Below are 14,403 nucleotides of genomic sequence, written 5' to 3' on the forward strand. Positions count from 1 at the left end.
ATTTAGATGCTGAGCACTTTGTCGCCACGGGCAATGCCGGTGACGCCACTGCGCACGGTTTCGAGAATCGATGCGGTGCCGATGGCCTGGATGAAGCTGTCCAGTTTGTCGCTGGTGCCGCTCAGTTGCACGGTGTACACACTGGCGGTCACATCGACGATCTGGCCACGGAAGATATCCGTGGTGCGCTTGATCTCGGCGCGCTGGGCTCCGGTGGCCTTAACCTTGACCAGCATCAGTTCGCGCTCGATGTGAGCACTTTCCGACAGGTCGACAAGCTTTACCACTTCGACAAGCTTGTTCAGGTTCTTGGTGATCTGCTCGATCACTTCGTCATGGCCAACGGTGGTCAGCGTCAGACGCGACAGGGTCGGGTCTTCGGTCGGCGCCACGGTCAGGCTTTCAATGTTGTAGTTACGCTGGGAGAACAGGCCAACGACGCGAGACAAGGCACCGGGTTCGTTTTCCAGCAGCAGGGAAATAATGTGCCGCATATCAGGTACGCTCCGTCTTGCTCAGCCACATGTCACGCATCGAGCCATCCTTGATCTGCATCGGATAGACGTGCTCGGTACGGTCAACCGCGATGTCGATGAACACCAGGCGGTCTTTCATCGCGAAAGCCTCTTCCAGCTTCGGCTTGAGGTCCTTCAGGCTGGTGATGCGGATACCCACATGGCCATAGGCCTCGGCCAACTTAATGAAGTCAGGCAGCGACTCGACATAGGAGTGCGAGTGACGGCCGTTGTACGCCATGTCCTGCCACTGACGGACCATGCCCAGCACACCGTTGTTCAGGTTGACGATTTTCACCGGCAAACCGTACTGCATGCAGGTGGACAGTTCCTGGATGTTCATCTGGATGCTGCCTTCGCCGGTGACGCACGCCACGTCCTGATCCGGGAAGTTGAGCTTGACGCCCATGGCCGCCGGGAAACCGAAGCCCATGGTGCCCAGGCCACCGGAGTTGATCCAGCGGTTCGGCTTGTTGAAGCGGTAGTACTGCGCCGCGAACATCTGGTGCTGGCCCACGTCGGAGGTAACAAAGGCATCGCCTTTGGTCACTTCGCACAGGGTTTCGATCACGGTCTGCGGTTTGATGACGCTGCCATCACCCTTGTTGTAGGGGAACAGGTCGCCGTCGCCACGCCATTCATCGATCTGCTTCCACCAGGCTTCTTGGGCGGCCTTGTCAGGCTGCTCGCCGATTTCCTTGAGGATGCCAAGCATCTCGGTCAGGACGCTGTCGACCGGGCCCACGATAGGCACGTCGGCCTTGATCATCTTGGAAATCGACGCCGGGTCGATGTCGATGTGGATGATCTTGGCATTCGGGCAGAACTTGGCCGGGCCGTTGACCACACGGTCATCGAAGCGCGCACCGACGGCAAAGATGACGTCTGCGTTGTGCATGGCCATGTTGGCCGTGAAGCTGCCGTGCATGCCGAGCATGCCGACGAACTGACGGTCGGTACCCGGGTAGCTACCCAGACCCATGAGGGTATTGGTAACCGGCAGGTTCAGCGACTTGGCGATTTCGGTCAGGGCTTCGGAGCCGCCACCGAGGATCACGCCACCACCGGCATAGACGATCGGGCGCTTGGCAGCCAGCAGCATCTCGGCGGCCTTGCGGATCTGGCCGGAGTGGCCACGTAACGCCGGGCTGTAGGAGCGCAGCTTGACCTTCTTCGGATAGACGTACTCGAACTTCTCGGCCGGGTTGGTCATATCTTTTGGAATGTCGACCACGACCGGGCCAGGACGGCCGGATTGCGCCAGGTAGAAGGCTTTTTTCAGTACTTCCGGAATCTCGGTGGCGTTCTTGATCATGAAGCTGTGCTTCACGATCGGCCGCGAGATACCGATCATGTCGGTTTCCTGGAAGGCATCGGTACCCACCATGGTGCTAGGCACCTGGCCGGACAGGATGACCATCGGAATCGAATCCATATAGGCAGTGGCAATGCCGGTAATGGCATTGGTCGCACCCGGGCCGGAGGTTACCAGCACTACACCGGCCTTGCCGGTGGCACGGGCGTAGCCGTCCGCCATATGGGTCGCAGCCTGTTCGTGACGAACCAGGATGTGTTCGACTTCCGGTTCCTTGAACAGGGCGTCATAAACATGAAGGAGAGCACCACCAGGGTACCCGTAGATGTGCTTAACGCCTTCGTCACGCAAAAAGCGGACGACCATCTCAGCGCCAGATAAAAGCTCCACGTTGTTCACCTCTAAAACGCCAGAATACCGTCCCTAGTGGACGGGTCTTAATAGGTTTACTGCCAAGCAGAGCATGAGCGAACGTCAGCACTGACTGAGCAAGTATTGGGAGAGCCCCAGAGTGTTGCGGGGTTTTCCCACCCAGCGCGAGGTAACGCGTTGCGGGGTGTAACAGGTCGGCGCGGGTGTGCGCCTCATGATCTGCTTAGCGGGTCTGCTTCTGGCAGTCCCTCTACAGCGGAAGTTGGATTCTTGTGATTTGGCGGCTACAAGTCAAGAAAAATTATTGCCAATTTTTCCTCAAGATGAATTCCTGCCACCACTAAAAAGGATACCAGCAGCAGAATTAAGAAGATTTCCATAAAAAAGGGCCACAATCTGCGGCCCTTGAAGGAAAAAGAGAAGAAATCAGGCTCCAGAAGCGATCAATTGATCGAACTCTGCTAGCAGGCGCCGTAGCTCGCGACTCTGCTCGGGGCGATCGGTGAACACCGTTTCGGCCATCACCAGAATGCCCGAGGCATTGGGCAGCGCCTGACCGAGCTCGATGATGATCTTCATGCGTGGCAGGAAGATCCATTGCAGCCACTGCTCAAAGCTCATGGTATCGACGGCAAACGGCACTGTGCTCTCCAGTGCCTCATCGCTTGGCGGCTCATCGTCCCACCAGCCTTGCACGATCAACTCACGCTCGATCAGCAGCAGGTGGTCGGCGATGTCCAGAATGCGTTGCTCGATCATCAAGAATTCACTCGCGCCTTCTGCCGCGCCAGCGCCGCACCGGCACTGTCGCCTTGTTTCTCACGTGCCTGGGCGATGGTGTTCCACAGTTCGGCCTGCAGGTCGGGACGGCCATTGGCGTAGGTCAGGGCTCGACGTGCCAACTGCTCGGCCTGCGCTGCGTCACCCTGGGACAGGCGCACCTGGGCCAGGCGGAACAGCACTTGTGGTTCACGCGGGGCGATACGCTGAGCGCGTTCCAGGCTCGACGAGGCACCGTTGAAATCACCACTGACCTGCTGTTGCTGGGCAGTCGTCAACAGCGCCAGCACGGGCCCGTCGAGTTGCTCGTCGGCAGACAGGCCACCGGATGCAGCGCCACTGCGCGGAATGCCGGTCGGCGCGCTGGGCGCTTTCGCCGTGCTGTTCATCGACGCGATGTCGAACGGTTCGTCGGCGATCGGGTTGGGATTGGTGGTCATCGGCCCGGTCGAGATCGGGCCTGGGGTGATCGGGCCAGGGGTAATTGGCGTGGTGCTGATTGGCGCCACCCCATTGCCGGCCGGGAACGTCTGGATGCTGGAGGCACCGGCACCCTGCGGGATCATCACCGTGACGCCGGAGTCCTCAGGCAGCGATTGCGCTTGTGAGGTGCCGCTGTTCATGCCAGCCGCCGAGCGGTTGGCCGTTACGCGTTCACTGTTGGACACGCGGGTGCTCGAATCGACCACCGGGATATTGCCACGCTGGACGCTGGAGCAACCCTGGAGCACCGCCAACGCCGTCAAGGCAGGAAACAGCCACTTATTCACTTCACACCTCATCAATGCAGCTCGTGCTTAATTCATCCAGCCTTTGACCCAGTCCATGACCGATTCTGCCGGATTCTGCTCACCGCCACAGGTCGCCCCGGCGGGCGGTTCGCTCCCGCGAATATACGGCATCTGCACCGCTCCCGGACAGCTGCCATCGGAACCTTGCCCACTGTACGGGTCAATCCAGGCTTGCACGACGTTGTCTGGCTGCGGCATGTCCAGCGGCAGCGGGTCGGCCTTCTTCATGAAGCTGGTCCAGACCTGCAGGGCGCCAGTGGCCCCGGTGAACGGCGTCTTGCCGTTGTCGTCGCGGCCCATCCACACCACCGCCAGCAGGTCCTGGCTGAAGCCGGAGAACCAACTGTCACGCGAGTCGTTACTGGTACCGGTCTTGCCTGCCAAGGTCAGCGAGCGTGGCAACACGTTGTACACCGAACGGCCGGTGCCTTCGCGCATCACCCGCTGCATGGCGTTCTGTACCAAGTAGATGGAGCCTGGGTCGAAGGTCTGCTGGATCTGGAACGGATAACGCTTGAGCGGCGACCCTTCAGCCGTGAGCACGCTGCGGATACCGCGCATCGGTGTATTGAAGCCGCCGTTGGCGATGGTCTGGTACATGGTCGCGACCTGCATCGGCGACATGCCACCGGCACCCAGCAGCATCGCCGGGAAGGCCGGCCAGTCGACATTCACACCCAGTCGACCGATGGTCTTGATCACATTGGGCACACCCACTTCCAGGCCGATCTTGGCGGTCGACAGGTTGTAGGAGTTGGCCAGGCCCTGGTACAGGTAGATGGTGCCATGGGGACGGCGGTCGTAGTTCTGCGGGCGCCAGACCTGGCCGTTGGCACCCTTGACCGAGAACGGTTCATCCTGCACCCAGCTGGTCAGGGTGTATTTGCTCGGTTGCTCCAATGCGGTCAGGTACACCGCCGGTTTGACCAGCGAGCCAATCGGCCGCACTGCGTCAATGGCCCGGTTGAAGCCGGCAAAGCCCGACTGGCGGCTGCCGATCAACGCCTGGACTTCCCCGGTTTCCGGGTTGGTCACGACCATCGCCGACTCGACCTCGTCCGCCCCCTTGCGCCCGGACAGGCGTTTGAAGGTCTCGTTCATGGAGGTCTCGGCCTTCATCTGCAGGATCGGGTCGAAACTGGTGAAGATGCGCAGGCCTTCTTCGGTCAAGTCTTCGTCGCGGTAGTCCTGGCGCAACTGGCGCTTGACCAGGTCGAGGAAGGCCGGGAACGAGCTGTCGGCCAGGCTCCCGCGCTTGGTCACGCCCAGTGGCATTTTCTTCGCAGCCTCGATCACGTCCTTGCTCGCCACGCCCTGCTCGGCCAGCAGGTCGAGCACCAGGTTCCGGCGGGCCAGGGCGCGGTCAGGGTAACGCCGCGGGTTGTAGTAGGACGGCCCCTTGACCATGCCCACCAGCAACGCGATCTGGTGCAGTTTGAGCTCGGACAGCGGCTGGCTGAAGAAGAACTGGCTGGCCAGCCCGAAGCCATGCACCGCACGTTGACCGTCCTGGCCGACGAACACTTCGTTGAGGTAGGCCTCGAGGATCTCGCGCTTGTCGTAGTGCAGCTCCAGCAGCACGGCCATCATCGCTTCGGTCAGCTTGCGGCTGAGGCTGCGTTCGCTGGTGAGGTAGAAGTTCTTCACCAACTGCTGGGTCAGGGTACTCCCCCCCTGGCGCATGGAGCCGGCCGAGGTGTTGACCCAGACCGCCCGGGCGATGGACTTGGGCGACACGCCGAAGTGGCTGTAGAAGTCACGGTCCTCCGTTGCCACCAGGGTTTCGAGCAGGTACGGCGGTACCTGATCGATCTTGATCAGGATGCGATCCTCAAGGTTTTTCGGGTAAATGCCGCCGATCATCAGCGGCTCAAGGCGCACGACATCAAGCTTGCCGCCGTTGGCGCCGGACAGCCCCGCAACGTAATCGCCAGAGAAGCGCACGCGGACGAACTGCGCCGGCTCCATCCCCTCGTAAAACTGGAAGCCACGGGTATTGAGGTCGACGGTATTACCGTTGACCGCCGCCGCGCCCGGGCCGTTGGCTGCGCTTTCACGGCGATAGCCCAGGGCGTCGAGTTCGGTGAGGAAGTCGTTTTTGCTCAGCTTCTGGCCGACGAACAGCTCCAGTGGGCGAGCATAGACCTTGGCCGGGATGGTCCAGCGCTTGCCAGAGAACTTCTCCTGGACGACAGCGTCGAGGTAAACCGCGAAGCCGGCGAGGATCACCAGGCCGACCAGGCTGAGCTTCAAAGCCCAGCCTAGCCAGGCGCGAGAGCGGCCGGTCGGGCGTTTCTGAGGGGTACGAGCGTTTCGAGTTCGAGTCATGGCGGCGGATTATACGCACTTTGTAATGGCTGGGCAGGCGCCCTCGGCGGTATGCAGGGACGGCACCATTGACCATAATGGCGCATTCGAATTCCCTGCCCCCGGAAGGATTTCCCGTGAGCCAAGCTCTTATCACTGCGTTGCAGAACCCAGCCCTCTACCCTCACCCCGTGGATGGGTTCCAACTCATCGAGACGCATATCTCCTGGGTCCTGCTCACTGGCGAGTACGCCTACAAGGTCAAGAAACCGATGAACTTCGGCTTCCTCGACTTCACCAACCTGGCTCAGCGCGAGCATTTCTGTAACGAAGAACTGCGCCTGAACCAGCGCCTGACCGAAGGCCTGTACCTGGAAGTCTTGCCGATCACCGGCAGCGCCGAAGCACCGCAAATCGGCGGTGACGGCGAGGCGATCGAGTATGCCTTGAAGATGCGCCAGTTCCCCCAGGGGCAAATGCTCAGCACCCTGCAAGCCAACGGCGAACTCAACGCCGAGCACATCGACCAGATGGCCCGGCAGATCGCCGAATTCCACCTGCAGACCCCCAAGGTCCCGGCTGAGCAACCTTACGGCTCACCTGAAAGCGTGATGGCGCCGGTCGAGCAGAACTTCGAACAGATCCGACCGTTCCTCAGCGACAAGGCCGACCTGTTGCAACTGGATAACCTTCAGGCCTGGGCACGCAGCAGCTTCGAGCGGTTGAAAGGCCTGTTCGAAGCGCGCAAAGCCAACGGTTTCACCCGCGAATGCCACGGTGACATCCACCTGGGCAACGCCACCCTGATCGACGGCAAGGTGGTGATCTTCGACTGCATCGAGTTCAACGAACCGTTCCGCATGACCGATGTCTGGGCCGACACCGGCTTCCTCGCCATGGACCTGGAAGATCGCGGCCTCAAGTGCCTGGCGCGCCGCTTCATCAGCCAATACCTGGAGCTGACTGGCGACTATGAAGGCCTGGAAGTGCTCAACTTCTATAAAGCCTATCGCGCTCTGGTACGGGCCAAGGTGGCACTGTTCAGCATGCCGGCCAATGCCGATGGCGTGCAGCGGGCCACGACCCTGCGCACCTACCGCAACTACGCCAACCTGGCAGAAAGCTACAGCGCCATCCCTTCGCGGCTGCTGGCTATCACCCATGGCGTCTCGGCAGTGGGCAAGAGCCACGTGGCGATGCGCCTGGTCGAGGCCCTGGGGGCCGTTCGCGTGCGCTCCGATGTGGAACGCAAGCGCCTGTTCGGCGAACAGCCACACGCGAACGCTGGCCAGCTGACTGCCGGCATCTATGACCAGCAGGCCAGTGCTGCCACCTACCAACGGTTGCACGAGGTGGCGGCGACCATTTTGCGGGCCGGCTTCCCGGTCGTGCTGGATGCCACCTACCTCAAGCATGCACATCGTCAGGCTGCGGCGGATGTCGCCAACCAGACCGGCGTGCCCTTCCTGATCCTCGATTGCCAGGCACCGGAAGCGGTCATTGCCAGCTGGCTGGCGCAGCGCCAGGCCGAAAACACCGACCCGTCAGACGCTACGCTGGAGGTGGTCAAGGCGCAGCAGGCCAGCCGTGATGCGCTGAGCGAGGAAGAACAGCGGGTCAGCAAGCGCGTCGACACTCAAGACGCTGCCAGCATGGATCAGGTGATCGAGCAGGTGCGTCAGCGCTTGCCAGGCCTGTAAGGCTGCCGGCCTCTTCGTTTAGCCGCGAAGAGGCCGCTACTGACAAGCCCCAAGGCCCCGTATCCCGGCCTACTCGTTGCCACAGATGGCAAAAAGCCGCGCATTTTCCAACCCCCGCTACACTCCTCTCTGACCTGCTCGCGATTTATCCCCCAAGACCCGTTCAGCCATCGCAAGGAGGCTCGATGAACGATGAATTGCAGCATCTGAAGAATCTTGGCAAGACCTCTGCGCAGTGGTTGCACGCGGCCGGTATCCACAGTGCGTCGGATTTGCGCCGCCTGGGTGCGGTGGGTGCCTACCAGGCCGTGAAAACGCGGGGATTCCGGGCCTCTAAAGTGCTGTTGTATGCCATAGAAGGCGCTTTGTTGGACATGCACTGGAATGATTTGCCGATCGAACGAAAGGAAGCGCTCAATCAACAACTGGATGCAAAAAACCCTTCGCAAAAAAATTCGAAATAAACGTGCGAGGGGGATTGACTCCGAAATGAGAATCGTTATGATTATCACAACTGGTCGCGAGACTGGTTGGATAAACTGAAAGCCCCTGGTTCGGACTCTCAGATTATCTCCTCATCAGGCTAATCACGGTTATTGACCCGGCTCTTTGCCGGGTCTTTTTTTGCCTGGCGGTTTTGCACCGCGCGCGGGTGACAGCGCCGATACCCGTTACGTTACTTGCGCAGTTGAGCGCAATAGTCCTGTTCAGGCATGGCTGCCGTGTACCACACATAATCAGCCATGCCCGCCTCGACCGTCTCGCCCACCTCTGCCAGCAGCAACACCGCGCTGCGCCCCTGCGCGCCCAGGTCAGCCAGGTGCAACGGCACCCCCAGATCCTTGCGCACATGGTACGCACCAGCCAGCAGCAAGGCCGGCTGCGGGGCCTTCATCAACCGTTCGGCCATTCGCCTGTCGCGCTGCTGCTGAACGGCAAGCATGGCCGGCAGCTGGCTTTGTGGCAGCAAGCCGCAGTGCCCGGCACGCACCTGCTCAAGCAACGCGGCCTTGACTCTAGGCGCATTGGACTGTGCGCCCGGTAACGGAACCGGGTGCCGGTAGGCGTGGCGCATCTGCCCAGGTGAAAGGTTGGCGGCCAGCAGCGGGATGCCGTGTTGCAAGGCCTGCGTCACCAGCGGGCCGTACAACTGCCAGTCCCAGCCCTCTTCCCACGCCAACGCCTTGGGCAAGTCCGCGGGCAACTGTGGCTGAGCCTCAAGTTTGTCGACCAGCGGCTGCTGCTCAGGCTGCAGCATCTCCATCAACAGGCTGCCTTGAACGCGCCGGCTCTGCAGGGCCTGCAACAACCACAACTGCAGTGCGTGGTGGTCGGGGTTGTCGTGCTTCTCCCCTACCAGCACACGCGGCGCATCGGCCAGCCGCGTGACCAGTTGTTCTGGGCTGATGAGCTGCCCGCTGGCCAGGTCTTTGATTTGCCCCAACTGCGCATGCTCGCGCCCTTCAGTACTCTGCCAGCCAGGCAACGGCGGCAGGCTGGCCTGGCACCCACCCAGCGCCAACACCAGGCACAGCGAAAGACCGGACAGCAATGGATGGCGCATCGGTAATCCCTCCTAACGCGTGATGATCAGCGGATGGCCACGCTCCGGATGAGCCTGTACCAGCACATCGATGCCGAATACGGCCTTCAATGCCCCGGGCGTCAGCACCTCTTCAGGGGATGCCAAGGCATGGCAGCGGCCCTGTTCGAGCAACAGGATACGGTCACAGTAGCGTGCCGCCAGATTCAGGTCATGCAGGATCACCAGCACCGCAGCGCCTCGGTCGGCAAAGCGCCGCACCGCTTGCAGGGTCGTGTGCTGATGCAGCGGGTCGAGCATCGAGGTCGGCTCGTCAAGCAGCAGCGTAGTACCCAGCTCACCTGGCCACAGCTGCGCCAGCACACGGGCCAGGTGCACCCGCTGCCGCTCACCGCCCGACAACGCCAGGTAGCTGCGCCCCAGCAGGTGCCAGGCATCCGCCGCACGCAAGGCCGCTTCGACGATCTCGGCGTCCCGCACCTGGCCACTGCCATGCGGCATCCGCCCCATGCCCACCACTTCCTCGACCCGGAACGAAAAGCCCAGGCTGGACACCTGCGGCAGCACCGCCAGGCGCTGTGCCCGCGCCTGACCGGCCCAATCGGCCAAGGGCCGGCCCTGCAAGGTCACCCGGCCCTGGCCCGGCGCCAATTCGCCACACAACACCCCCAGCAGGCTGCTCTTGCCCGCCCCATTGGGGCCGAGCACGCCCACTACCTGCCCTGGGTTCAATTGCAGGTGGATATCATGCAAAACCTCGTTGCTTCCCCGCCGCAGGTGCAGGCCCTCGACTTGCAACATCAGCTGCGCCCTCGAATCAGCAAAATCAAGAAAAACGGCGCCCCGATGAAGGCAGTGACAATGCCGATCGGCAGTTCGGCAGGCGCCAGCACCAGCCGCGCCACCAGGTCGGCGAACAGCATCAGAACGCCCCCGGCCAACAGCGAGGCGGGCAACACCACGCGGTGGTCGGGCCCTGCCAGCAGGCGCACCAAGTGCGGTACCACCAGGCCGATAAAACCGATCAGCCCTGCGGCTGCCACCGCCGCCCCCACCCCTAACGCGGTGCAGAACACCAGTTCGCGCTTGAGCCGCTCCACCTCGATGCCCAGGTGCCGTGCCTCCGACTCCCCTAGCAGCAAAGCGTTAAGCGCTCGCGCCCGGCGCGGCAACCACAGCGCTACGCCGGCAACCACCATCAGCAGCGGCCACAGCCGCTCGTAGCTGGCGCCATTGAGGCTGCCCAGGTTCCAGAAGGTCAGTGTGCGCAAGGTGGCATCATCGGCCAGGTAGGAGAACAGGCCCACCGCCGCGCCCCCCAGTGCTGTCATCGCCACACCGGCCAGCAACATCGTGGCGACATTGGTCTGGCCGTCACGCCGCCCCAGGCGATAGACCAGTGCGGTCACCCCAAGCCCCCCGATAAAGGCACACAGCGACAGCAGATAAGGCGCGAGCACCTCCGGCATTCCGCCAAACCAGCTGCCGCCCACAATGGCCACCGCAGCGCCCATTGCGGCTCCGGCGGCGACGCCCACCAGCCCAGGGTCAGCCAGCGGGTTGCGGAACAGGCCCTGCATGGCCACACCCGACAACGCCAGCACCGCACCGACCGCTAGCCCCAGCAGCGTGCGCGGCAGGCGAATCTGCCCGAGGATCATCTCGGCCTGCTGCAGGCCATCGCCAGCCACGGGCAGGCCCAGCAACCGCAGGCCGGCACGCAAGGTATCGAACAGCGGCAGGCTGACTGGGCCCAGGGCCAGGGACAGCCACACCGCCAACAGGCACAGCAGGCTCAGGCAGACGATCAGTGTGCGTGGCTGTACGCGCTGCTTCATTGCGCGAAGCTGACCTTGGCCGCCGGGTAGAAAGCACCAGCCAGCGTGCGCAGGGTCGCTGGCAGGCGTGGCCCAAGCCCGCCCACCAGCAGCGTTGGGTCGAGCGACACCAGGCGTTGCTCATGCACCGCGCGGGAGGCCGCCAGCGCCGGGTTCTCCTTGAGCAGCGCCTGCAGGGCTTGCTCGTCGGCCAACGCACGGTCGGAAAACACCACCACATCCGGGTCCAGCGCTGCCAGCGCCTCGTTGGAGAAGTTCTTGTAGCCCTGATGCTGCGCCAGGTTGCGCGCCCCGGCCTGGCGCAGCAGCCAATCGCCGGCAGTGCCTTGGCCTGCGATCAACGGCTTGGCACCGGCATGGCCGACCAGCAGCAACACCCCGGGCGCTTTCTGGCCTGCCTGGGCTTGCTTGACCTTGGCCTGCAGGGCATCCAACTGCTGGCGATAGTCCGCTGCCAGCTCAGTGGCTTGTTGCTCAGCGCCAAGCAATTGCCCCAGATGCTTGAGGTTTTCATCCACCGCATCGAGCTCGGCCCTGCTCGAGAACAGTTCGACCCGCACGCCAGCCTTGCGGATCTGCGCCAGCACTGGCGGTGGGCCCATTTCTTCAGTGCCTATCAGCACGTCAGGGCGCAGGCTGAGAATACCTTCGGCGGACAACTGACGCTGATAGCCCACGCTCGGCAGCGCCTTCAATGATTCAGGGTGCTGGCTGGTGGTATCGACACCGACCAGACGCGACTCGCCGCCCAGCGCAGTGACCCACTCGCTCAGCGCGCCACCCGCGCTAACCCAACGCTGCGGCAATTCGGCAGCCAGGGCCTGGGTGGAAAGCACTAAGCCTGCGCACAGGGCGATCAGGGCGGCGGGACGGCGCATCATCGGATTTCCTTCTGAAGGCGGGCCGCGCGCCTTGTGGCGGGCGGCGTAACTGCGCACCATAGACGGCTGGGCGCATCGAATGCGGGCAATTTGATAATTATTCGCATTGAAGCGTCAAGCCATCACTTGTTTCATGAGCCATCCTAGCCATGCACTTCCTTTGTACCTCCAGCGCGTTGGCCGAGGGCCACAGCCGCGCCTTCAGCGTAGACGGCGTCGACCTGCTCGGCGTGCGCCGCCAGGGCCAGGTGTACCTTTATCGCAACCGCTGCCCGCATCGGGGCATCCCCTTGAATTGGGCTGCGGATGCCTTTCTCGATGACAGCGCCAGCCTGATTCACTGTGCCCATCATGGCGCCTTGTTCCTGATAGAAAGTGGCGAATGCGTGGCCGGGCCTTGCGAAGGCGACGGGCTGCAGAGCCTGGGCTGCCATGAAGACAGCCAAGGCATCTGGCTCAAGGGTTGAGCAGCACCGGCAATCGGCGGTCAATGACGATGCGTTCGGCATCCAGTTGAGTGCCGTAGGCCAACACCTCCACCCCATCAGCCACGGCAACGCGCAATGCCTGGGCGTAGGCCGCGTCGATTTCCTCTGCCGGGCGCACGGCGTCGATCCCGGTCAGATTCACGCAATACAGCTGCACCGCTCGAATACCCTGGCGGGCCAACGTTGCCAGTTCGCGCAGGTGCTTGGCGCCGCGTTGGGTGACGGCGTCGGGGAAGGCGGCGACGCCAGTGTCCGGGTAGCCCAGGGTCACGCTCTTGACCTCGACATAGGCCGGGCCGGTGTCGAACTCCAGGCGAAAATCGATGCGGCTGCCCTCTTCGCCATAGGCCACTTCACGCCTGAGCGCAGTGAAACCGGCCAGTTCGCTGATGACCCCTGCACGCAACGCTTCCTCAACCAGCGCATTGGCGCGCCCGGTGTTCACGCAGGCCAGGCGCCCCTGGGGCGTTTCGCTGATTTCCCAGGTGCCCGGCAGCTTGCGCTTGGGGTCGTTGGAGCGGCTGAACCACACCTGCCCGCCTTCGCGCATGCAGTTGAGCATGGACCCGGTGTTCGGGCAGTGAATGGTCAACTGCTCGCCATTGGCCAGTTCAATGTCCGCGAGAAACCGTTTGTACCGGCGCAGCAGGCGCCCCTGCTCAAGTGGCGGAAAGAACACCCTCAGCTCTGCCAGCTGCGCAAGCCGCGGGCGATACGCTGCACCGCCTGTTCCAGGCGCGGCAGGCTCTGGGTGTAGGCAAAGCGCACATGATGCCCGGCCAGATGGCGGCCAAAATCCAGGCCAGGGGTAAATGCCAGGTGCTCGGTTTCGAGGAAGTGCCGGCAGAACGCGAAGGCATCACCGCCAAAGGCGCTGATGTCGGCATACAGGTAGAAAGCCCCCTGGGGCTCCACCGCAATGCCAAAGCCCAATTCGCGCAGGGCAGGCAACAGGTAGTCGCGACGGCGGGCAAACTCGGCACGACGCGCTTCCAGAATCGCCAGGGTTTGCGGCTGGAAACACGCCAGCGCGGCATGCTGGGCCATGCTCGGTGCGCTGATGTACAGGTTCTGCGCGAGTTTTTCCAGGTCCGCCACCGCGCCAGGTGGTGCCACCAGCCACCCCAGGCGCCAGCCGGTCATGCCGAAATACTTGGAAAAACTATTGAGCACAAAGGCGCCATCGTCCACTTCCAGCACACTCGGGGCGTCCATGCCGTAGGTCAGCCCGTGATAGATCTCGTCCACCACCAGGTGGCCGTGGCGTTCACGGGTGGCACGCGACAGGCTGGCCAGCTCGTCACGGTTCAGCACCGTTCCGGTGGGGTTGGCCGGCGAGGCGACCAGGGCACCGACCGTGTCCTTGTCCCAGTGGCGCTCGACCAAGTCGGCGGTCAGTTGATAATTGACCTCCGGCCCCACCGGCACCAGTTGCGCGCCACCTTCTACCAAGCGCAGGAAGTGCCGGTTGCAGGGGTAGCCAGGGTCGGCCAGCAGCCAGTGCTTGCCCGGGTCCACCAACAGGCTGCTGGCCAGCAACAGCGCGCCCGAGCCGCCCGGAGTGATCAGAATGCGCTCGGGGTCGACACTGAGCCCGTAACGCTGCCCATAGAAGCCGGCGATGGCCTCACGCAGCGCCGGCAGGCCACGGGCGGCGGTATAGCGGGTGTGGCCTGCGGCCAATGCGGCCTGGCCAGCCTCGACGATAGGCGCCGCCGTGGTGAAGTCCGGCTCGCCGATTTCCAGGTGGATCACGTCGTGGCCGGCCGCTTGCAGCTCGTTGGCCCGCGCCAGCAACGCCATAACGTGAAAGGGTTCGATGGCGCGACTGCGCGCACTGTATGGGTGGGCCATGACCTTCTCTCAATTGGGT

At 62.9% G+C, this 14,403-nt stretch carries 14 protein-coding genes; 3 read left to right on the plus strand and 11 right to left on the minus strand.

The window, feature by feature from the left end; all coding sequences use genetic code 11:
- Positions 1-2 precede the first annotated feature (2 nt).
- From ilvN to mrcB, 5 genes are all read right to left on the minus strand, one after another.
- Entirely contained in the window at positions 3-494 is a 492-nt protein-coding gene (gene ilvN, locus ACSSU5_RS06930) for an acetolactate synthase small subunit (RefSeq protein WP_003250040.1), read from the minus strand.
- A gap of 1 nt (position 495) precedes the next feature.
- A complete protein-coding gene (locus ACSSU5_RS06935; protein WP_264311553.1) occupies positions 496-2,220 on the minus strand; it encodes an acetolactate synthase 3 large subunit in 1,725 nt (574 codons plus the stop codon).
- A gap of 408 nt (positions 2,221-2,628) precedes the next feature.
- The gene (locus ACSSU5_RS06940) at positions 2,629-2,961 is read right to left on the minus strand and encodes a YqcC family protein (protein ID WP_264311552.1); all 333 of its coding nucleotides are present in this window, start codon (positions 2,959-2,961) and stop codon (positions 2,629-2,631) included.
- Positions 2,961-3,764: a tetratricopeptide repeat protein gene (locus tag ACSSU5_RS06945; protein ID WP_319026026.1), complete on the minus strand. Its 804-nt coding sequence runs from the start codon at positions 3,762-3,764 to the stop codon at positions 2,961-2,963. Before ACSSU5_RS06945 ends, ACSSU5_RS06940 begins: the two co-directional genes overlap by 1 nt.
- Positions 3,765-3,779: 15 nt before the next feature.
- Positions 3,780-6,101, minus strand: a complete 2,322-nt coding sequence (mrcB, locus tag ACSSU5_RS06950; protein ID WP_264311550.1) for a penicillin-binding protein 1B — start codon at positions 6,099-6,101, stop codon at positions 3,780-3,782.
- Between the two features lie 116 nt (positions 6,102-6,217).
- Between mrcB and ACSSU5_RS06955 the strand changes: the two genes are divergently transcribed.
- Both ACSSU5_RS06955 and ACSSU5_RS06960 read left to right on the plus strand, forming a co-directional pair.
- The gene (locus tag ACSSU5_RS06955; RefSeq protein ID WP_492560865.1) at positions 6,218-7,780 is read left to right on the plus strand and encodes a bifunctional aminoglycoside phosphotransferase/ATP-binding protein; all 1,563 of its coding nucleotides are present in this window, start codon (positions 6,218-6,220) and stop codon (positions 7,778-7,780) included.
- A 185-nt stretch (positions 7,781-7,965) separates the two neighbouring features.
- Positions 7,966-8,244, plus strand: coding sequence for a TfoX/Sxy family protein (locus ACSSU5_RS06960; RefSeq protein ID WP_264311548.1), 279 nt, complete (start codon positions 7,966-7,968; stop codon positions 8,242-8,244).
- A 212-nt stretch (positions 8,245-8,456) separates the two neighbouring features.
- Here ACSSU5_RS06960 and ACSSU5_RS06965 read toward each other — a convergent pair whose 3' ends face one another.
- Genes ACSSU5_RS06965 through ACSSU5_RS06980 form a run of 4 tightly spaced genes read right to left on the minus strand, consistent with a single transcriptional unit; the run spans position 8,457 to position 12,042 of the window.
- On the minus strand, positions 8,457-9,344 hold the full coding sequence (locus ACSSU5_RS06965) for a ChaN family lipoprotein (RefSeq protein WP_264311547.1): 888 nt from the start codon (positions 9,342-9,344) through the stop codon (positions 8,457-8,459).
- 12 nt (positions 9,345-9,356) lie between these two features.
- The gene (locus ACSSU5_RS06970; RefSeq protein WP_492560866.1) at positions 9,357-10,124 is read right to left on the minus strand and encodes a heme ABC transporter ATP-binding protein; all 768 of its coding nucleotides are present in this window, start codon (positions 10,122-10,124) and stop codon (positions 9,357-9,359) included.
- A complete protein-coding gene (locus tag ACSSU5_RS06975; protein ID WP_264314019.1) occupies positions 10,124-11,107 on the minus strand; it encodes a FecCD family ABC transporter permease in 984 nt (327 codons plus the stop codon). Before ACSSU5_RS06975 ends, ACSSU5_RS06970 begins: the two co-directional genes overlap by 1 nt.
- A 50-nt stretch (positions 11,108-11,157) precedes the next feature.
- Complete coding sequence (locus ACSSU5_RS06980) at positions 11,158-12,042, minus strand: heme/hemin ABC transporter substrate-binding protein (protein WP_264311545.1); 885 nt, start codon at positions 12,040-12,042, stop codon at positions 11,158-11,160.
- Positions 12,043-12,191: 149 nt separating this feature from the next.
- Here ACSSU5_RS06980 and ACSSU5_RS06985 point away from each other — a divergent pair, with 149 nt between their 5' ends.
- On the plus strand, positions 12,192-12,509 hold the full coding sequence (locus ACSSU5_RS06985) for a Rieske (2Fe-2S) protein (protein WP_264311544.1): 318 nt from the start codon (positions 12,192-12,194) through the stop codon (positions 12,507-12,509).
- Here the strand turns inward: ACSSU5_RS06985 and sfsA are convergent.
- Both sfsA and ACSSU5_RS06995 read right to left on the minus strand, forming a co-directional pair.
- On the minus strand, positions 12,499-13,209 hold the full coding sequence (sfsA, locus tag ACSSU5_RS06990) for a DNA/RNA nuclease SfsA (RefSeq protein ID WP_492560867.1): 711 nt from the start codon (positions 13,207-13,209) through the stop codon (positions 12,499-12,501). The two genes, ACSSU5_RS06985 and sfsA, sit on opposite strands and share 11 nt — an antisense overlap.
- Before the next feature lie 2 nt (positions 13,210-13,211).
- Complete coding sequence (locus ACSSU5_RS06995; protein WP_492560868.1) at positions 13,212-14,384, minus strand: pyridoxal phosphate-dependent aminotransferase; 1,173 nt, start codon at positions 14,382-14,384, stop codon at positions 13,212-13,214.
- Positions 14,385-14,403: the final 19 nt, after the last annotated feature.

The organism is Pseudomonas sp. E1MeOHC2 (genome assembly GCF_058745025.1).